At 42.5% G+C, this 17925-nt stretch carries 31 protein-coding genes; all 31 read left to right on the top strand.

Going from position 1 to position 17925, the window contains the following annotated elements; genetic code table 11:
- Nucleotides 1–412: 412 nt before the first annotated feature.
- The 31 genes from RT143_RS02890 (at nucleotide 413) to RT143_RS02740 (ending at nucleotide 17906) form a co-directional block, all read left to right on the top strand.
- Nucleotides 413–1510, top strand: coding sequence for an RluA family pseudouridine synthase (locus tag RT143_RS02890; protein ID WP_313091017.1), 1098 nt, complete (start codon nucleotides 413–415; stop codon nucleotides 1508–1510).
- On the top strand, nucleotides 1503–1913 hold the full coding sequence (locus tag RT143_RS02885) for an Imm7 family immunity protein (RefSeq protein WP_313091015.1): 411 nt from the start codon (nucleotides 1503–1505) through the stop codon (nucleotides 1911–1913). The genes RT143_RS02890 and RT143_RS02885 overlap by 8 nt, the downstream gene beginning before the upstream one ends.
- Nucleotides 1910–2563, top strand: coding sequence for an HAD family hydrolase (locus RT143_RS02880; protein WP_313091013.1), 654 nt, complete (start codon nucleotides 1910–1912; stop codon nucleotides 2561–2563). Before RT143_RS02885 ends, RT143_RS02880 begins: the two co-directional genes overlap by 4 nt.
- A gap of 70 nt (nucleotides 2564–2633) precedes the next feature.
- Nucleotides 2634–4199, top strand: a complete 1566-nt coding sequence (locus tag RT143_RS02875) for an Rne/Rng family ribonuclease (protein WP_313091010.1) — start codon at nucleotides 2634–2636, stop codon at nucleotides 4197–4199.
- Between the two features lie 334 nt (nucleotides 4200–4533).
- Nucleotides 4534–4845, top strand: a complete 312-nt coding sequence (rpsJ, locus tag RT143_RS02870) for a 30S ribosomal protein S10 (RefSeq protein WP_007115544.1) — start codon at nucleotides 4534–4536, stop codon at nucleotides 4843–4845.
- Nucleotides 4846–4899: 54 nt separating this feature from the next.
- Nucleotides 4900–5538: a 50S ribosomal protein L3 gene (rplC, locus tag RT143_RS02865; protein ID WP_007115545.1), complete on the top strand. Its 639-nt coding sequence runs from the start codon at nucleotides 4900–4902 to the stop codon at nucleotides 5536–5538.
- 14 nt (nucleotides 5539–5552) lie between these two features.
- Nucleotides 5553–6155 carry a 50S ribosomal protein L4 gene (rplD, locus tag RT143_RS02860; RefSeq protein WP_313091008.1) on the top strand — a complete coding sequence of 201 codons (603 nt, stop codon included), beginning with the start codon at nucleotides 5553–5555 and terminating at the stop codon, nucleotides 6153–6155.
- Nucleotides 6152–6475 (top strand): 50S ribosomal protein L23, encoded by a 324-nt coding sequence (rplW, locus tag RT143_RS02855; protein WP_313091006.1) that lies wholly within the window; start codon nucleotides 6152–6154, stop codon nucleotides 6473–6475. The genes rplD and rplW overlap by 4 nt, the downstream gene beginning before the upstream one ends.
- 10 nt (nucleotides 6476–6485) lie before the next feature.
- Nucleotides 6486–7316, top strand: coding sequence for a 50S ribosomal protein L2 (gene rplB / locus RT143_RS02850; protein WP_007115548.1), 831 nt, complete (start codon nucleotides 6486–6488; stop codon nucleotides 7314–7316).
- Nucleotides 7317–7327: 11 nt separating this feature from the next.
- Complete coding sequence (gene rpsS, locus RT143_RS02845; RefSeq protein ID WP_007115549.1) at nucleotides 7328–7603, top strand: 30S ribosomal protein S19; 276 nt, start codon at nucleotides 7328–7330, stop codon at nucleotides 7601–7603.
- A 10-nt stretch (nucleotides 7604–7613) separates the two neighbouring features.
- Nucleotides 7614–7943, top strand: coding sequence for a 50S ribosomal protein L22 (gene rplV / locus RT143_RS02840; RefSeq protein WP_007115550.1), 330 nt, complete (start codon nucleotides 7614–7616; stop codon nucleotides 7941–7943).
- Nucleotide 7944: 1 nt separating this feature from the next.
- Nucleotides 7945–8697: a 30S ribosomal protein S3 gene (rpsC, locus tag RT143_RS02835; RefSeq protein ID WP_007115551.1), complete on the top strand. Its 753-nt coding sequence runs from the start codon at nucleotides 7945–7947 to the stop codon at nucleotides 8695–8697.
- A 5-nt stretch (nucleotides 8698–8702) separates the two neighbouring features.
- Nucleotides 8703–9116 carry a 50S ribosomal protein L16 gene (rplP, locus tag RT143_RS02830; RefSeq protein WP_007115552.1) on the top strand — a complete coding sequence of 138 codons (414 nt, stop codon included), beginning with the start codon at nucleotides 8703–8705 and terminating at the stop codon, nucleotides 9114–9116.
- Nucleotides 9116–9322, top strand: coding sequence for a 50S ribosomal protein L29 (rpmC, locus tag RT143_RS02825; protein WP_007115553.1), 207 nt, complete (start codon nucleotides 9116–9118; stop codon nucleotides 9320–9322). The genes rplP and rpmC overlap by 1 nt, the downstream gene beginning before the upstream one ends.
- A 2-nt stretch (nucleotides 9323–9324) precedes the next feature.
- Nucleotides 9325–9609, top strand: coding sequence for a 30S ribosomal protein S17 (rpsQ, locus tag RT143_RS02820; RefSeq protein WP_007115554.1), 285 nt, complete (start codon nucleotides 9325–9327; stop codon nucleotides 9607–9609).
- A 116-nt stretch (nucleotides 9610–9725) separates the two neighbouring features.
- A complete protein-coding gene (rplN, locus tag RT143_RS02815) occupies nucleotides 9726–10094 on the top strand; it encodes a 50S ribosomal protein L14 (RefSeq protein WP_007115555.1) in 369 nt (122 codons plus the stop codon).
- Nucleotides 10095–10101: 7 nt separating this feature from the next.
- Nucleotides 10102–10419, top strand: a complete 318-nt coding sequence (gene rplX, locus RT143_RS02810) for a 50S ribosomal protein L24 (protein WP_036593426.1) — start codon at nucleotides 10102–10104, stop codon at nucleotides 10417–10419.
- A 19-nt stretch (nucleotides 10420–10438) separates the two neighbouring features.
- On the top strand, nucleotides 10439–10978 hold the full coding sequence (gene rplE, locus RT143_RS02805; RefSeq protein WP_007115557.1) for a 50S ribosomal protein L5: 540 nt from the start codon (nucleotides 10439–10441) through the stop codon (nucleotides 10976–10978).
- Between the two features lie 18 nt (nucleotides 10979–10996).
- Nucleotides 10997–11302 (top strand): 30S ribosomal protein S14, encoded by a 306-nt coding sequence (gene rpsN / locus RT143_RS02800; RefSeq protein WP_007115558.1) that lies wholly within the window; start codon nucleotides 10997–10999, stop codon nucleotides 11300–11302.
- Nucleotides 11303–11313: 11 nt separating this feature from the next.
- On the top strand, nucleotides 11314–11712 hold the full coding sequence (gene rpsH, locus RT143_RS02795) for a 30S ribosomal protein S8 (RefSeq protein ID WP_065253364.1): 399 nt from the start codon (nucleotides 11314–11316) through the stop codon (nucleotides 11710–11712).
- A gap of 73 nt (nucleotides 11713–11785) precedes the next feature.
- A complete protein-coding gene (gene rplF / locus RT143_RS02790) occupies nucleotides 11786–12319 on the top strand; it encodes a 50S ribosomal protein L6 (protein ID WP_007115560.1) in 534 nt (177 codons plus the stop codon).
- Between the two features lie 11 nt (nucleotides 12320–12330).
- Nucleotides 12331–12681, top strand: coding sequence for a 50S ribosomal protein L18 (rplR, locus tag RT143_RS02785; protein ID WP_007115561.1), 351 nt, complete (start codon nucleotides 12331–12333; stop codon nucleotides 12679–12681).
- A 2-nt stretch (nucleotides 12682–12683) separates the two neighbouring features.
- Nucleotides 12684–13181 (top strand): 30S ribosomal protein S5, encoded by a 498-nt coding sequence (gene rpsE / locus RT143_RS02780; RefSeq protein WP_007115562.1) that lies wholly within the window; start codon nucleotides 12684–12686, stop codon nucleotides 13179–13181.
- Between the two features lie 14 nt (nucleotides 13182–13195).
- The gene (rpmD, locus tag RT143_RS02775) at nucleotides 13196–13375 is read left to right on the top strand and encodes a 50S ribosomal protein L30 (RefSeq protein WP_007115563.1); all 180 of its coding nucleotides are present in this window, start codon (nucleotides 13196–13198) and stop codon (nucleotides 13373–13375) included.
- Entirely contained in the window at nucleotides 13375–13815 is a 441-nt protein-coding gene (gene rplO, locus RT143_RS02770; RefSeq protein WP_007115564.1) for a 50S ribosomal protein L15, read from the top strand. The genes rpmD and rplO overlap by 1 nt, the downstream gene beginning before the upstream one ends.
- A gap of 6 nt (nucleotides 13816–13821) precedes the next feature.
- Nucleotides 13822–15159 (top strand): preprotein translocase subunit SecY, encoded by a 1338-nt coding sequence (gene secY / locus RT143_RS02765; RefSeq protein WP_007115565.1) that lies wholly within the window; start codon nucleotides 13822–13824, stop codon nucleotides 15157–15159.
- Between the two features lie 19 nt (nucleotides 15160–15178).
- Nucleotides 15179–15295 carry a 50S ribosomal protein L36 gene (gene rpmJ / locus RT143_RS02760; RefSeq protein WP_040403280.1) on the top strand — a complete coding sequence of 39 codons (117 nt, stop codon included), beginning with the start codon at nucleotides 15179–15181 and terminating at the stop codon, nucleotides 15293–15295.
- A 155-nt stretch (nucleotides 15296–15450) separates the two neighbouring features.
- Entirely contained in the window at nucleotides 15451–15807 is a 357-nt protein-coding gene (gene rpsM, locus RT143_RS02755) for a 30S ribosomal protein S13 (protein WP_007115566.1), read from the top strand.
- Nucleotides 15808–15827: 20 nt separating this feature from the next.
- Nucleotides 15828–16217 (top strand): 30S ribosomal protein S11, encoded by a 390-nt coding sequence (rpsK, locus tag RT143_RS02750; RefSeq protein WP_007115567.1) that lies wholly within the window; start codon nucleotides 15828–15830, stop codon nucleotides 16215–16217.
- A 10-nt stretch (nucleotides 16218–16227) separates the two neighbouring features.
- A complete protein-coding gene (gene rpsD / locus RT143_RS02745) occupies nucleotides 16228–16869 on the top strand; it encodes a 30S ribosomal protein S4 (RefSeq protein ID WP_007115568.1) in 642 nt (213 codons plus the stop codon).
- A 29-nt stretch (nucleotides 16870–16898) separates the two neighbouring features.
- Nucleotides 16899–17906, top strand: coding sequence for a DNA-directed RNA polymerase subunit alpha (locus RT143_RS02740; RefSeq protein ID WP_007115569.1), 1008 nt, complete (start codon nucleotides 16899–16901; stop codon nucleotides 17904–17906).
- The last annotated feature ends 19 nt before the right edge of the window (nucleotides 17907–17925 follow it).

The following is a 17925-nucleotide window of genomic DNA, read 5'->3' as shown; positions in this document are numbered from 1 at the left end:
TTACCTAGGCGCATAATACGCTAATCGTTACCAGCAGTTTTGTGGTTGTAAGGCACAAAACCCACCATTTATCTGTTATCTCTATGTATCACTAATCTTTACAAACTATTTGAACATGTTTTCAAATGACAATTATCTTCGTTACTCGTATGTCGTGTGCTGATATTGATTAAAATCAGTCTTAAAATCTATAAATATTGGCAGTTTAGTGCGCCCTATCGTGAGTCATACTGCCATGAATAAATTTCGGCTGTATGGGCGACACCACAAGCGACAGTTTAATTATCCCGCATACACTACTTTGAAATGAAGCTTAACAGGGTTTAAGTCGAATTGATGGCGCGAATTCATAGCGGCACAGGCACTAAACTGCTAAACTATAGCAAATTTTTATGTAAACGGCTATCAAAATATGACAGAGCACTCGCAGTCTCCCAAACGTCCTGCCCATCCTAGCAAAAAACGCGACACCCCATCGCAACAATCGGCTCATCAAACCCCAAAACGCACGCCTAGCAAACAACCGCCTAGCAAACAACCCCAATCTGCAGATGACGATATTTTAGATTTTGCTAAAGTCAATTACTTGACCGTCACGCGCCAGCAGCATGACCAACGTGTTGATAATTTTTTGTTGGGTCGTCTTAAAGGACTGCCGCGCTCACATGTCTATAACATGATTCGTTCCGACGAAATCCGTGTCAATGGCAAACGCTGTAAACCCCACGATAAACTGCAGCGTAATGACGTGGTGCGTATTGCACCCATCAAGCTTGCCACGCGTGAAAAACCCGTGATTAGCCCTGACTTTGCCCAGAGCTTGCTTGAGCGCATTGTGTATGAAGATGAGGGTTTAATCGTGCTCAATAAACCATCGGGTATGGCGGTGCATGGCGGCAGTGGCGAGAGTTTTGGCGTGATTGAAGCCATGCGAGAAGCAACGGGTAAAAAATACCTTGAGTTGGTACACCGCATTGACAAAGATACCTCTGGCTTACTGATGATTGCCAAAAAACGCTCAACCCTTAAAACTTTACAAGAGCATTTGCGAGAAAAAACATTGCAAAAAACCTATCTGTGTTTGGTGGTAGGTTGGATAAGTAGCGAAACACAAACCATTGATAAACCGCTACTAAAATACACGTTGCCTGCCACACAAGAAGGCAAAAGCGGTGAACGCCGTGTCAAAGTAGATGTAAAATCCGAAGATAGCAAGCCAAGCCAAACCCAAATTAACGTGTTGCAAAAATTTGAGTTAAATGGTCAAAAAGTCAGCTTAATTGAAGCCAAACCGCTGACAGGGCGTACCCACCAAATTCGGGTTCATTTGGCGAGTATCGGGCATCCATTATTGGGTGATGATAAATACAATCCGAATGTAGCTAAAGGCGATAAAAGCGTGCGCCGTTTGTGTCTGCATGCCTATCAACTCGAAATTCCAGAATATGAAACAATTACAGCCGAATTGCCAGAGGATATGCAAAGTTTAATTGGTAATGAAAATGATTGAATATTATGGTTGGGTGTGTGTCCGAGAAGGTTTTGATGAAGCCAACGAATCTGAAGAGATGATGGGTAAAATTTGGCAAGAATTTCTTTCTAAAATAGATATCACCTTTAAAAATTTAGAAAATCAACAGATTAAAACGGGTATTCTAAATGGCAACTATCAATTTATGATTTTTGGGTTTCATAATCATAAATCGCAAGAATTTTTTGACGTTTTAGAAATTTATCAGTGGCTTGCTAAAAATGCTGTTGGCTCATATGGGTTGCTTCATTATTTTGACGATGAAGATAAAGCAGGATTCGACAATCAATTTCAAGTGTATAGTTTAAAAAAAGGTAAGTTTGAATGTCAGCAAGACAAATTATTATCTCCCTATTTTAATGAAATTGAAGATAGAAAATGACAACAAATAATTTCAAAGACAAATCGCTAATCATTTTCGATTGGGATGGCACGTTGATGGATTCGGTGGGCTTAATCGTCGATGCCATGCGCTATGCTGCTGGAAAGCACGGTTTAACCGTCACTGATGAAGCGACAAAATCTATTATCGGCATTGCGTTAGTCGATGCGTTTCCCATGCTATTTCCCAATGACAGCGATAAATATGATGAACTTTTAGCGACTTACTCAGAATATTATGTCAAGCATTGCGACAACGACAAACTGTTTGATGGTATTAAAGAATTGATTCAAGATTTACACGCACAAGGCAAAACACTAGCGATTGCCACAGGGAAAAAACGAAAAGGTCTGGAGCGAGTATTGCCAAACTCTGGAATTGAAGCGTTTTTCACAACTACCAAAACTGCTGACGAAACCGCAGGTAAGCCCAATCCGCTCATGCTGCAAGCAATTTTGAGCGAAACGGGTAAAACGGTGGAAGATGCGATATTGGTCGGTGATAGTATTCATGACATCCGTATGGCAAATGCAATACAGATGGATAGCATTGCTGTAAGTTATGGCTGTGAAAAAGCCGATGTTTTGGCAAAAGAACAGCCAACCAAGCTTGTGACCACAATCAATGAACTAAAACAACAGCTAATTTAGTTTAGCTTTGTGCAGATAACTAACTTCGAGTAGAATAACGGCAACTAAAAATTTTAAAAAGCTGTTAATAATGACCGAAGAACTACTCATCAACATCAGCCCATCTGAGAGCCGAGTCGCGGTGCTCGAAGATGGGGTACTCAACGAAATCTTTATCGAACGCCATAGCAAACTTGGCTCAGTAGGCAATATCTACCTTGGCACAGTGGTGCGCGTATTGCCAGGAATGCAGGCGGCGTTTATCGACATTGGGCAATCGCGCACCGCGTTTTTGCACGTCAATGATATGCAGACCCTGCGTCCTAAGCTCTCAGCCATTGAACCGCCAAAACCGCAAAATCCCGCGATTGACAACACCTTAGACCCTGACACCACTACGCTTGCGATGACCACAACCACCTATCAGCCACCGCCTAGCGAGTTGATAGAAAACCGCTTGTATGAAGGACAGCGTATCTTGGTACAAGTGATTAAAGACCAATTAGGCAGTAAAGGCGCACGACTGACGACGGATGTGTCATTGCCCTCGCGTTATTTGGTGTACTTGCCGTATGGTGAACATATCGGGATTTCACAGCGGATTGATGGCGATGAGCGAGAGCGGTTAAAAACACAGCTTGGCGAGCTGATGCACCAAGTCAATCTACAAGGCGGATTGATTGCCCGTACCGCTGCCGAAAATATCCCACAATCCAAACTTGAAGAAGATATTTATTATCTACTGCAGCTTTGGCGTATGGTGCAAGCCCGCCGGGAACAAACGCCGACCCATCGCCGTTTTGAGCTGATTTATCAAGATTTGTCGCTACCTTTGCGCGCGATTCGAGATTTGATTGGTGAGCAGACTGAAAGGGTGACGGTCGATAACGCCCGAGTGTTTGAAGCTATTCGTCATTTTGCCAAAGAATTTGTCCCACTGATATATCCACGTATTCAATTATATGAAGGCGAGCAGGCGTTATTTGATGTTCACCGCGTTGAAGAGGATTTAAAAGACGCGCTCAATCGCCGTGTTAATCTCAAATCAGGCGGTTATCTTATCATCGACCAAACCGAAGCCATGACTACCATTGATGTCAATACAGGCTCATTTGTTGGAGGGCGTTCCCTTGAAGATACGGTGTATAAAACCAATTTAGAGGCCACCCACGCCATCGCCCGTCAGCTGCGACTGCGTAATTTGGGCGGGATTATCATTCTTGACTTTATCGATATGCAAGAGCAACAACACCGCGATGACGTGCTAGCAAGCCTGCAAGAACAGCTCAAACGCGATTATGCCAAAACCAATATCAGCGAAGTCTCAGCGCTTGGGCTCATAGAGATGACTCGCAAACGCACGCGAGAGAGCTTACAACAACAGCTTTGTGAGCCGTGTCCAACCTGTGGCGGTAAAGGCTTTGTCAAAAGCGCCGAAACCGTGTGTCTGGAGATTTTCCGCGAATTGATGCGCTGCGCCAGAACCTATAATGCCCCTAAGAAATTTACCGTGGTCGCAAATAGCGGGGTGATTGATTTGCTTGAAACCATTGAAGCAGATACAGTGGCAGAGATGGAATATTTGCTGGGTCGTCCGATTAACTTGGAGAGTGATAACCGCTTTAATCAAGAACAATATGATATTTTGCTAGATTAGCCTATTGCTTTTACCCAAAAAATCGGTATAATACAGCCCACTTAACTTATTGCAGGGCGACGAAGATGATTCGTCAATTCATAAAAGAATAAGCCCTTTAATACAGTCGCTCCATTGTTTGCGACACGAAATTAAAGAAGACAGTTTCACCGACTATTAATAATGCTATCTATGTATTGCAAGTTAATGGTTTGAGTGGGACTGAAATTTTTTTATTTTCAAAAAGTGCCTGTCAAAAACAGGTAAAAAATGCAAGTTAGGTGTTTACTCAATAACAGCTTAACACCCAACGCAAATTAACCCATATCAAACTTTATATTAGGAGCTTACTGGCATGGCTAACCAGAAAATCCGTATCAGACTTAAATCTTTTGACCATCGTCTGATTGACCAATCAGCTCAAGAGATTGTTGATACCGCAAAACGCACAGGTGCACAAGTTCGTGGTCCAGTACCGCTACCAACTCGCATTGAACGCTTTAACATCTTAACCTCACCACACGTGAACAAAGATGCCCGTGACCAATACGAAATCCGCACATTTAAACGTATGGTAGATATCGTTCAGCCTACTGACAAAACAGTCGATGCACTGATGAAGTTAGATTTGGCAGCGGGTGTTGATGTACAAATCGCATTAGGCTAACCCCTTAGGGTAACACCTATATTGAATAACAGTAAAAATTAAGAGGTTAACAACATGGCGATCGGTTTAGTCGGAAAAAAATGCGGCATGACTCGTATCTTCACAGAAGCAGGTGTTTCAATTCCTGTAACTGTTGTTGAAGTTACTGCCAACCGTATCTCTCAAATCAAAACACAAGACACAGACGGCTACCAAGCTATCCAAGTAACAACTGGTGAACGTCGTGATTCTCGTGTTAATGCAGCTCAAAAAGGTCACTTTGCAAAAGCTGGCGTTGCTGCAGGTCGTGGCACTTGGGAATTTCGCGTCGAAGACAGCGAACTTGAAGGCCGCGAAGCAGGTAGTGAAATCGCTGCCGACTTGTTCCAAGTAGGTCAAATCGTTGACGTAATTGGTACCAGCAAAGGTAAAGGTTTCCAAGGTGGTATCAAACGCCACAACTTCCGTTCACAAGATTGGACACATGGTAACTCAGTATCTCACCGCGTTGTGGGTTCTACAGGTCAAAACCAAACACCGGGTCGTGTATTTAAAGGCAAAAAAATGCCAGGTCAAATGGGTAACAAACGTGTGACCGTACAAGGCTTAGAAGTGATTTCAGTTGATGCTGAAAAAGGTATCCTAGTTATCAAGGGTGCAATTCCTGGTGCCAACGGTGGCGACGTTATCGTACGTCCATCAGTTAAAGCTTAATCAAGGGGATTAACGTGAATCTAAATACAGTAACAGGTTCGGCGGTTGAGCTATCAGACGTAGCATTTGGTCGTGAATTCAACGAAGCACTTGTACACCAAGTAGTTACCGCTTATTTAGCGGGTGGTCGTCAAGGTAGCCGTGCTCAAAAAACGCGTGGTGAAGTATCTGGCGGTGGTAAAAAACCATGGCGTCAAAAAGGTACTGGCCGTGCACGTGCAGGTTCCATCCGTAGCCCAATTTGGGTCGGTGGTGGTCGCGCATTTGCCGCCAAACCACAAGATTGGTCACAAAAAGTGAACCGTAAAATGTACCGTGGTGCCATGCAATGCATTCTTGCTGAATTGATTCGTCAAGACCGTTTGGTATTGGTTGATGAAATCAGCATTTCAGCACCAAAAACTAAAGAGCTTATCGCTAAACTTAAAGACTTAAATGCCCCTAAAGCATTAATCGTTACCAATGAAGTTGACGAAAATCTTTATTTAGCTGCTCGCAATATTCCATACGTCAGCGTACTAGGTAGCACTGAAGTTGATCCAGTTAGCCTAATTGCGTTTGACAAAGTCATCATGTCTGTCGCAGCCGCCAAAGAAATTGAGGGAGTGTTAGCATGAATAACGCAAGACTATATCAGGTACTAAAATCACCTGTATTTTCAGAAAAATCTCAAATCTTGGGCGATACTTTAGGTGTGCAAGTGTTCAAAGTTGACACCAACGCGACAAAAAAAGAGATTAAAAAAGCCGTAGAATTAATGTTTGAAGGTGTTGAAGTAGTTAAAGTTAACACTTTGAATGTTAAAGGTAAGACAAAGCGATTTGGTCGCACGGTAGGTCGTCGTCAAGACTTCAAAAAAGCCTATGTGACCTTAAAAGCTGGTCAAGATGTTCAAGTAGCCGACGTAGCAGAACAACCTGCTGCTGACAACGAATAAGGATTACACAATGCCTATCGTAAAAGCCAAACCGACATCACCAGGTCGCCGATTTGTCGAGAAAGTGGTGCATCCACACCTTCATAAAGGTCGTCCTTATGCAGCATTAGTAGAGTCAAAAGGCAAAACTGGTGGTCGTAACAACAACGGTCGTATCACTACCCGTCATATCGGTGGTGGTCATAAACAGCATTACCGTGTTGTTGACTTCAAACGTAACAAAGACAATATTCCTGCTGTGGTAGAGCGTATTGAGTACGATCCAAACCGTACTGCACACATCGCACTACTTAAATATGCAGACGGTGAGCGTCGTTACATCATCGCACCAAAAAAATTGCAACAAGGCGATACCGTTATTTCTGGTGAAACTGCACCAATTCGCCCAGGTAACTGCTTACCACTGCGTAGCATTCCAGTGGGTACAGTGATTCACAATATCGAACTTAAAATCGGTAAAGGTGCACAGATTGCTCGTTCAGCAGGTGCTGCGGTTCAATTATTGGGTCGTGATGGTATCTATGCAATCGTTCGTTTACGTTCAGGCGAAACTCGTCGTATCCACGTAAATTGTCGCGCGGTTATTGGTGAAGTATCAAACACTGAAAATAACCTTAAATCATTGGGTAAAGCAGGTGCCAACCGTTGGCGTGGCGTTCGTCCTACCGTTCGTGGTACTGCAATGAACCCAGTTGACCATCCACACGGTGGTGGTGAAGGTCGTAACTTCGGTAAACACCCAACCAGCCCATGGGGTCAAAAGGCTAAAGGCCTTAAAACACGTTCTAACAAACGTACTGACCACATGATTATCCGCCGTCGTCGCGTCAATAAGAAATAAGGAATAATTTCATGCCTCGTTCATTGAAAAAAGGTCCATTCATCGATGCGCACTTGTTTGCCAAAGTTGAGAATGCGTTAGAAACTAACTCACGCAAACCAATCAAAACTTGGTCACGTCGCTCAATGATTTTGCCACAAATGGTCGGCTTAACTATTTCTGTTCATAACGGTCGTACACACGTACCTGTTATCGTGAACGAGCAAATGGTTGGTCATAAACTTGGTGAATTCGCCCCAACCCGTACATATCGTGGTCACGGCGTTGACAAGAAATCTAAGAAATAAGGTGCTCATCATGGAAGTAACTGCAAAATTACGCGGTGCCGCCATTTCGGCACAAAAAGTACGCTTAGTTGCTGACGAAGTTCGCGGCAAATCAATCGAGCGTGCATTAGATATCTTAACCTTTAGCAACAAAAAAGCCGCTAAATTGGTTAAAAAATGCTTAGAATCTGCGATTGCTAACGCTGAGCATAACAATGGTTTAGACATCGATACATTGCGTGTTTCTACCATTTATGTGGATGAAGGTATTACGTTAAAACGTGTTTTACCACGTGCCAAAGGTCGTGCTGACCGTATTAGCAAACGTACTTGCCACATCACAGTTAAGGTAGGAGCATAATATGGGACAGAAAGTTCATCCAATCGGCATCCGTCTTGGCGTAATCCGTAAATCAAACGCTAACTGGTATGCAGATCCAAAAAAATACTCTGAATACTTAATCAACGATTTACAAGTTCGTAAATATTTAGAGAAAAAGCTTAAAGCAGCGATGATTAGCGGTATTAGCATCGAACGTCCTACGGGCGCAGCTAAAATCACCATCGCCACGGCACGTCCTGGTATCATCATTGGTAAAAAAGGCGAAGATATTGAAAGCCTACAAAAAGAACTTACCAAATTAATGGGCGTACCAGCACAAGTTAGCATTGAAGAAATCACCCAACCAGACTTAGACGCACGTCTAGTGGCTGATGGTATTGCTTCACAACTTGAACGTCGTGTGATGTTCCGCCGTGCTATGAAACGTGCTGTTCAAAACAGTATGAAAGCTGGCGCACAAGGTATCAAAGTTGAGCTATCAGGTCGTCTTGGCGGCGCTGAGATTGCTCGCTCAGAGTGGTATCGTGAAGGTCGTGTACCTTTGCATACATTACGTGCAGACATTGATTACTCAAATGTACGCGCAGAAACCACTTACGGTACTATCGGTGTAAAAGTTTGGATTTTCCGTGGTGAAGTGCTTGACGGCATGAACCGTGTATATAATCCAGTCAAAGAAGAAAAACAAGCACGTGCACCTCAAAAACGTCGTGCTCGTAATGATCGTAGCGACCGCCCACGTAGTGAGCGCCCAGCTAAAGACAGAGGTTAATCGATATGTTACAACCAAAACGTACCAAGTTTCGTAAAGTACAAAAAGGACGTAATACGGGGTTAGCTCACCGTGGTAGTAGCGTATCTTTTGGTACAATCGGACTTAAATCAGTAGAACGTGGTCGTATGACTGCACGTCAAATCGAAGCTGCTCGTCGTACGATTTCACGTCGTATCAAGCGCGGTGGTAAAATTTGGATTCGTGTATTCCCAGACAAACCAATTACCGAAAAACCACTAGAAGTTCGTATGGGTAAAGGTAAAGGTCCAGTAGAATACTGGGTATGCGAAATCAAACCAGGCAAAATGCTTTATGAAATCGAAGGGGTTTCTGACGAGCTAGCAACTGAAGCGTTCACGCTTGCAGCTGCCAAGTTGCCTTTCAAAACCACCATTGTTAAACGGACGATAATGTAATGAAGATCAGTGAACTTAAAGACAAATCAGTCGAAGAGCTGACCCAATTACTAGACGAAAAACAGTTAGAAACATTTCGTCTTCGTATGGCAAAAGCCACTGGTCAGTTAGGCAACACCCATGAGATTAAAGCAAATCGTCGTACGATTGCTCAAATCAAGACTCTTATATCTGAAAAACAGAACACCGAAAACCAAGGGGCTTAATCATGAGTGAGCAAAATACCAACCAAGCTAACGCTACTGAACAAAGTACAGTCACTGGTAAAGTTGTCAGTGACAAAATGGATAAAACCATTACTGTACTTGTTGAGCGTCGTATTCGTCATGCCAAATATGGCAAAATGATTCGCCGTTCTACTAAACTACATGCTCATGATGAAAACAATGAGTGTGGCGTTGGTGATACAGTTCGTATCAAATCAACACGTCCACTATCAAAAACCAAATCTTGGGTGTTGGTAGACGTCGTAGAAAAAGCAGTTAATATTTAATTTAACTTAAATAGATAGTTATAATTGCAAAGCAAGTCAGTAACTGCTACAATACGCCACCTTAAAAATGGCTTATTGTGGCAAAGACTTGTTTTGCCAATTTATGGAGTAACGCGATGATTCAGACTGAAACAATGCTGGAAGTTGCAGACAACAGTGGTGCAAAACGAGTTATGTGCATTAAAGTGCTAGGTGGCTCACATCGTCGTTATGCATCAGTAGGCGACATCATTAAAGTGACTGTGAAAGAAGCAATTCCACGCGGTCGTGTCAAGAAAGGTGATGTAATGAACGCGGTAGTCGTACGCACGAAGTTTGGTGTACGTCGTCCTGACGGTTCAGTACTACGTTTTGATGATAATGCAGCTGTGTTGTTGAACAACAATAAAGCACCAATTGCAACACGTATTTTTGGACCAGTAACCCGCGAACTACGTGGCGAACAATTTATGAAAATTGTTTCATTAGCCCCAGAAGTATTGTGAGGAAAACATGGCAAAATTACGTAAAGGCGACCAAGTGATTGTAATTGCTGGCAAAGATAAAGGCAAGCAAGGTACAGTACTAGCAGTAAAAGAAGACCGTGTAAAAGTTGAAGGCATCAACATCGTTAAAAAACACCAAAAGCCAAACCAACAGACTGGCGTTGAAGGTGGTATTATCGAGAAAGAAGCATTTTTACACATTTCAAATGTTGCAATTTATAATGCAGCAACCCAAAAGGCAGATCGTATTTCTTACCAATTGAATGACGAAGGCAAAAAACAACGCGTTTATCGTTCATCTGGTGAAGTTGTGGCGACTGCATAACCATCTAAGGGTATCAGTAATGGCAAGACTTAAAACACAATATAACGAACAGCTTAAGCAAAAAATTCAGCAAGAGCTTGGTTTAGCCAACGTTATGGAAATCCCTAAAATCACCAAAATCACCCTAAACATGGGTGTGGGTGATGCTGCACAAGACAAAAAAGTTCTTGAAGGTGCATTAGCGGATATGACGGCAATTGCCGGTCAAAAACCTGTAGTAACCAAAGCTCGCAAATCAGTTGCAGGCTTTAAAATCCGTGAAGAATGGCCAATTGGCTGTAAAGTAACGTTACGTGGCGAACAGATGTACGAATTTTTAGATCGTTTAATCTCAATCGCTATTCCACGTATTCGTGACTTCCGCGGTTTTACAGATAAAGCATTTGATGGCCGTGGTAACTATTCACTAGGTATCAAAGAGCAAATCGTTTTCCCTGAAGTTGACTTTGACAAAATCGACCGTATTCGTGGTTTAGATATTACCATTACGACTACCGCAAAAACTGATGATCAAGGTCGTGCATTGCTTAAAGCATTCGGCTTCCCATTCAAGGGCTAACAGCAAGGATAAGGCAATATGGCAAAGAAAAGTATGATTAATCGCGAATTTAAACGCGAAGCGACTGTTGCTAAATATGCTGAGAAGCGTGCAAAGCTTAAGGCAATTATCAGCGACATCAACGCAACTGATGAAGAGCGTATGGACGCAATGCTTGCATTACAAGCATTGCCACGTGATGCTTCACCAGTACGTTTACGTAACCGTTGTGCATTGACAGGTCGTCCACACGGTTATTTCCGTAAATTTGGTCTTTCACGTAACATGATTCGTGAAAAAGTAATGCAAGGTGATGTACCTGGCGTTCATAAAGCAAGCTGGTAAGGGGAAACAATATGAGTATGCAAGATACCGTTGCTGATATGTTGACTCGTATCCGTAATGCACAAATGGCTCAAAAAGCGTCTGTGACTATGCCAAACTCAAAACTACGTAAATCAATTGCTGATTTGCTAGTGAAAGAAGGTTATGTTGCAACCGCAGAAACTCAAGAAGTTGGTACAGGTAAAACTGAATTAACTATCGAGTTAAAATATTTTGAAGGTAAACCAGTTATTGAGACGATTAAACGTTATAGTCGTCCAGGTTTACGTCAATACCGTGGTAAAGATGCACTACCAAGTGTCCAAAAAGGTCTAGGTGTAGCAATCATCTCTACCAGTAAAGGCATCATGAGCGACCGTGAAGCTCGTGCAGCTGGATTAGGCGGCGAAGTTATTGCGTTCGTAGCTTAATCAACATTAAGAGGGACAGGCATAGTTTGTTGTGCCTGTTCGTTTTTTTATCACTTTTATAGGAATTACCCGTATGTCTCGTGTGGCTAAAGCCCCTGTAGCACTACCAAATGGTACAAGTGTTACTTTGAACGGTCAGCAGGTTGAAGTTAAAGGTAGCAAAGGTACGCTAACTTTACGCCTGCATGATTTGGTCGAGCTAAAACAGGAAGATAATCAAATTATTCTTTCACCAAAATCTGACACCAAAGACGGTTGGATGCACACTGGTACAGTTCGTGCATTATTAAGCAACATGGTTAAAGGTGTTACTGAAGGCTTCGAACGTCGTCTACAATTGATTGGTGTTGGTTATAAAGCCGCTGTTGCTGGCAATAAAGTTAACCTAAACTTAGGCTACTCACACCCAATCGAATATGTACTACCTGAAGGTGTTACTGCTGAAACCCCAACTGCGACTGAAATCGTGTTAAAATCTAGCGACAAACAAAAGCTAGGTCAAGCAGCAGCAAACATTCGTGGCTATCGCCCACCTGAGCCTTACAAAGGCAAAGGCGTTCGTTATAGCGATGAGTATGTCGCTCGTAAAGAAGCTAAGAAAAAATAAGGTGAAATGACATGTTTGATAAAAAAGCTGCTCGCCTTCGCAGAGCGAAAAAAACCCGTGCACATATCCGTGGTTTAGGCGTAAATCGTCTATCTGTTAATCGTACTAACACCCACATCTATGCACAAGTTATCTCACCAACGGGTGGTGAAGTGTTAGCCCAAGCTTCAACGTTAGATACTACTTTACGTGCTGGTCAAACTAGCAACATCGAAGCTGCAACTGCCGTTGGTAAATTAATTGCAGAACGCGCTAAAGCTGCCGGTATTACTAAAGTTGCGTTTGATCGTAGCGGTTTTAAATATCATGGTCGTGTTAAAGCATTAGCTGAAGCCGCTCGTGAAAATGGATTGGAGTTCTAATCATGGCAAAAGTTGAACAAACAGACGGTTTAGTAGAGCGCTTAGTCACAGTTGGCCGTGTATCTAAAGTTGTAAAAGGTGGTCGTATCTTTTCTTTCACCGCACTCACAGTGGTAGGTGATGGTAATGGTCGTGTTGGTTTTGGTCGTGGTAAAGCGCGTGAAGTGCCTGCAGCGATTCAAAAAGCACTAGAAGCTGCCAAACGTAATATGATTACCGTTGATTTAGCGGGTACAACCCTTCAACATCCTATTACTGCTAGCCACGGTGCAAGCCGCGTGTATATGCAACCAGCCTCTGAAGGTACTGGTGTTATCGCAGGTGGTGCAATGCGTGCAGTATTAGAGGTTGCAGGCGTAGAAAACGTATTAGCAAAATGCTATGGTTCAACCAATGCCGCTAACGTTGTACGTGCAACTTTCAACGGGTTAAAAGAAATGTCTTCTCCTGAAAAAGTTGCGGCAAAACGCGGCAAATCAGTTGAAGAAATCTTGGGCTAAGCTAAGGTGATAACATGAAAAAAATGAAAGTTACTCAAGTAAAATCGAGTGCCCATCGCCTAGCAAGCCATAAAGCTTGTTTGAAAGGTTTAGGGTTACGTCGTATTGGACATACTGTCGAAGTTGAAGATACCCCTTCGACCCGTGGTATGGTAAACCGCGTTAACTACTTAGTTAAAGTGGAGGAAGTATAATGGGTCTGCGTTTAAATGAATTGAGCCCAGCTGAAGGTTCAAGAAAAAATAAACTTCGCCGTGGTCGTGGTATCGGTTCTGGTATCGGTAAAACCGGTGGTCGTGGTGTCAAAGGTCAAACCTCACGTACAGGTTCTGGTATTCGCTCAGGTTTTGAAGGCGGTCAAATGCCTTTATACCGTCGTTTGCCAAAATTTGGTTTCACCAGTAAACTTGCAATGGTAACGGCAGAAGTGCGTTTATCAGAATTAAACCAAGTTGATGGTGACGTGGTAAGCGTTGAGTCTTTAAAAGCAGCGAATATCATTCGCCACGATATGCAACGTGTTCGTATCATCCTTTCAGGTGACGTAACCAAAGCATATACTTTTAAAGGTGTTAAAGTGACTAAAGGTGCTAAAGCGGCTATTGAAGCAGCTGGTGGTACTGTTGAGGAGTAATCCTACATGACTAAGCATTCAACATCGATGAATCCTCTAGCATTTATTCGTAAGTACGATGAATTATTTAATCGTTTACTATTTTTGTTGGGTGCTTTAGTCGTCTATCGTTTCGGTTCACACGTACCTATTCCTGGTATGGATCCAGAAAGCTTATCGAAATTTTTTCAAACCAATGAAAATACTATTTTAGGTTTGTTTAATATGTTTTCTGGTGGGGCATTAGAGCGGATGTCAGTCATGGCACTCGGGATTATGCCTTATATTTCTGCTTCAATCATTGTCCAGATGATGACAGCAGTTATACCATCACTGGATGCATTAAAAAAAGAAGGTCAAGCCGGTCAACGCCAAATCAACAAGTATACACGCCAATTAACCCTTGCCTTAGCTTTGGTTCAATCAATTGGTATGTGTACAGGGTTGATTAGTCAGAATCTTACATTGACCAGTGGTCTTGGTTTTTATATTCCTGCGGTAACCTCGTTGGTTGCAGGGTCGATGTTTTTGATGTGGTTAGGTGAACAGATTACTGAACGTGGTATTGGTAACGGTATTTCAATGCTAATTTTAGCGGGTATCGTAGCGACTTTTCCACAAGTGGTCACACAGTCAATTAACTCTGTCCAGCAAGGTCAAATGAATATGATTGCCTTGTTGATATTTAGTTTATTGGCGTTAGCGGTGGTGGCGGGGATTGTATTTATTGAGCGTGCACAGCGCCGTATCCCAGTCAACTATGCCCAAAAGCAATCGCAAGAACGAAAAATATATGCACAGCAGCAATCGCATTTGCCATTAAAAATTAATATGGCAGGGGTTATTCCAGCGATTTTTGCCAGTTCATTGTTGTTATTCCCAGCGAGTTTGGGACAGTGGGTAGGTCAATCACCCAATCCCAATATTTTTCAAAGTTTCTTGCAGAATATGGCATTAGTGTTATCACCCGGCCAGCCGCTGTATTTGGTAATTTTTGCAGCCTTGATTATTTTCTTTTGTTATTTTTATACCGCGTTGGTATTTAGTCCAAAAGAAGTATCAGAGAATTTGAAACGAAGTGGGGCGTATATTCCAGGTATTCGTCCAGGTTTACAAACTCAACGTTATTTAGATCATGTATTAAATCGCTTAACCTTTATCGGTGCGATTTATATGACAATTATTTGTTTGATGCCGATGATATTGCAATCTGCGTTTGGTATTCCGTTTCATCTAGGCGGTACCTCAGTACTGATTAGTGTGGTCGTAATTATGGACTTTATTGCCCAAGTTAAAGCGCACTTAATGACTCACCAATACCATGATTATTCGCTGATGCAAACTATGGAAGTCAAGCATTCATAACTACTACTAGGAGCTGAAAATGAAAGTTCAAGCATCTGTAAAAAGAATCTGCGGTAGCTGCAAAATTGTACGCCGCAAAGGCGTTGTTCGCGTTATTTGTAGTGCAGAACCGCGTCATAAACAACGTCAAGGTTAATCTAAATTGTTAGATTGGACTTGAAATCAGGTAGCGGATACTGTATTATCCGCTACTTGTCGTTATTTTGACACATTTATAGATAACCAAGTGTTTCAAAATGCTACATCAGTAGATGATTAACTCATCTTTTCCTTATAATTGGAGAAATGTCAATGGCTCGTATTGCCGGTGTAAACATTCCGGACAACAAGCACGCTATCATTTCACTCACTTATATTTTTGGTATTGGTCGTACCACTGCTGCTAAAATTTTAGAAGCGGTAAACATTGCACCAACTACTAAAATCAGTGAACTAAATGATACTCAGCTTGATGCTGTCCGTACCCAAGTTGCAGAGTATGCGACTGAAGGTGACTTGCGTCGTGAAATCTCGATGAATATTAAACGTTTAGTAGACTTAGGTTGCTATCGTGGCTTGCGTCATCGTCGCGGTTTACCAGTAAATGGTCAACGCACAAAAACAAATGCGCGTACTCGTAAGGGTCCACGTAAAGCAATCAGAAAATAATTAACTTAGGAAGCTAAAAGATGGCAAAAGACACTCGTAGTCGCAAAAAAGTGACTCGCCGCTCGGTAGCTGAGGGCGTAGCGCACATCCATGCGTCTTTTAATAACACCATTGTAACGATTACCGATCGTCAAGGTAATGCTTTGGCTTGGGCCACCGCTGGTGGACAAGGCTTCCGTGGTTCACGTAAATCTACACCATTTGCTGCACAGGTTGCGGCTGAAGTTGCTGGTAAAGCAGCACAAGAATATGGTGTCAAGAATGTTGATGTCTTGGTTAAAGGTCCAGGACCTGGTCGTGAGTCTGCGGTAAGAGCCTTAGGTGCATTGGGTTATAAAATAAACAGCATTAGCGATATAACCCCGATTCCTCATAACGGAACTCGTCCACCGAAAAAACGTCGCGTATAAGGAGACTTTCATGGCCCGTTATCTAGGTCCAAAATTAAAACTTTCTCGTCGTGAAGGTACTGATTTACAATTAAAATCAGGCGTAAAAGCGTACGAAGAAAAAACCAAAAAAGCTGACCGTGCCCCTGGTCAACATGGTAATCCACGTAGCAAAACGTCAGAGTATTCTGCACAGCTTCGTGAAAAACAAAAAGTAAAACGCATTTATGGTGTGTTGGAGCGTCAATTCTCAAACTACTATAAAGAAGCTGCGCGTATGAAAGGCGCAACTGGCGAAAACTTGCTTCAAATGTTAGAACGTCGCCTCGATAACGTTGTTTATCGTATGGGTTTTGGTGCAACTCGCGCAGAAGCTCGCCAATTAGTTAGCCATCGTGCTATTCTAGTAAAAAAAGCGGGTCGTGATGAGTTTGTTCGTGTGAACATTCCTTCAATCCAATTGCAAGATGGTGATGTGATTGCCGTACACGAAAAAGCCAAAGAACAATTACGTATTAAAAACGCAATTGAATTGGCGGGTCAACGTGGTACACCTGTATGGTTGGAAGTTGATCACAGCAAATTGCAAGGTACTTTTAAACAAGCGCCAGAGCGTGCTGATTTACCAACCGAAATCAACGAAAGCTTAATCGTTGAGTTGTACTCTAAATAATTAATTTTACTATAAAGTCGAGGTGACAAATGATGCTAAATGCTACTGAGTTTCTTACACCGAATGCCATTCATGTGGACACGGTCAATGAAACACACGCCAAAGTCACGCTCGAACCGTTAGAACGAGGTTTTGGGCATACATTAGGTAATGCCCTACGTCGTATTCTATTATCTTCATTGCCTGGTGCAGCTGTAATCGAAGCTGAAATCGAAGGCGTTGATCATGAGTATTCAACCCTTGAAGGGTTGCAAGAAGATGTGCTAGATCTATTGTTAAATTTAAAAGGTTTAGCGATCCAATTGCATGATCAAAATGAAGTATTCTTGACCCTTGACAAACAAGGTCCTGGCACTGTACTAGCATCAGATATTGAGTTACCTCACAATGTAGAGATTATCAATCCTGATTTAGTTTTAGGTACATTAAGTGATCGTGGTCATTTAAAAATGCGTTTACGTGTAGCAGTAGGTCGTGGTTATGAGCCTGCCAATGTACGTAAAGATTCTGGTGATAATAAAGTTATTGGTCGTTTAAAATTGGACGCTAGCTATAGCCCAATCCTACGCGTGGCATATCAAGTTGAAAATGCCCGTGTTGAACAGCGCACTGACTTAGACCGTTTGGTTATCGAACTTGAAACCAATGGTACCATCGATCCAGAAGAAGCGATTCGCAAAGCAGCAACGATTTTGCAGCAGCAAATTGCCGTATTTGTTGACCTTGAAGCGGAAGCTACCCCAGAACCTGTTAAGGAAAAAGAAGAAGTTGACCCTGTGCTACTTCGCCCAGTGGATGACTTAGAATTAACGGTTCGCTCAGCAAATTGCTTGAAGGCGGAAAATATCTATTACATTGGCGATTTGGTACAACGCACCGAAACTGAGTTGTTAAAAACCCCAAATCTCGGTAAGAAATCATTAACTGAAATCAAAGACGTCCTTGCTTCTAAAGACTTAGAGCTTGGTATGCGCCTTGAAAATTGGCCACCTGCTGATTTACGTGTTGATGACCGCTTCTCTTACCGTAGCCGTTAAAATTTAAAGGAAGTTTGAC

The organism is Moraxella sp. CTOTU48268 (assembly GCF_032069585.1).
GTDB classification, from domain to species: domain Bacteria; phylum Pseudomonadota; class Gammaproteobacteria; order Pseudomonadales; family Moraxellaceae; genus Faucicola; species Faucicola cinerea.
The sequence above is the reverse complement of the archived record's forward strand: the minus strand, read 5'-3'. Positions and strand labels throughout refer to the sequence as shown.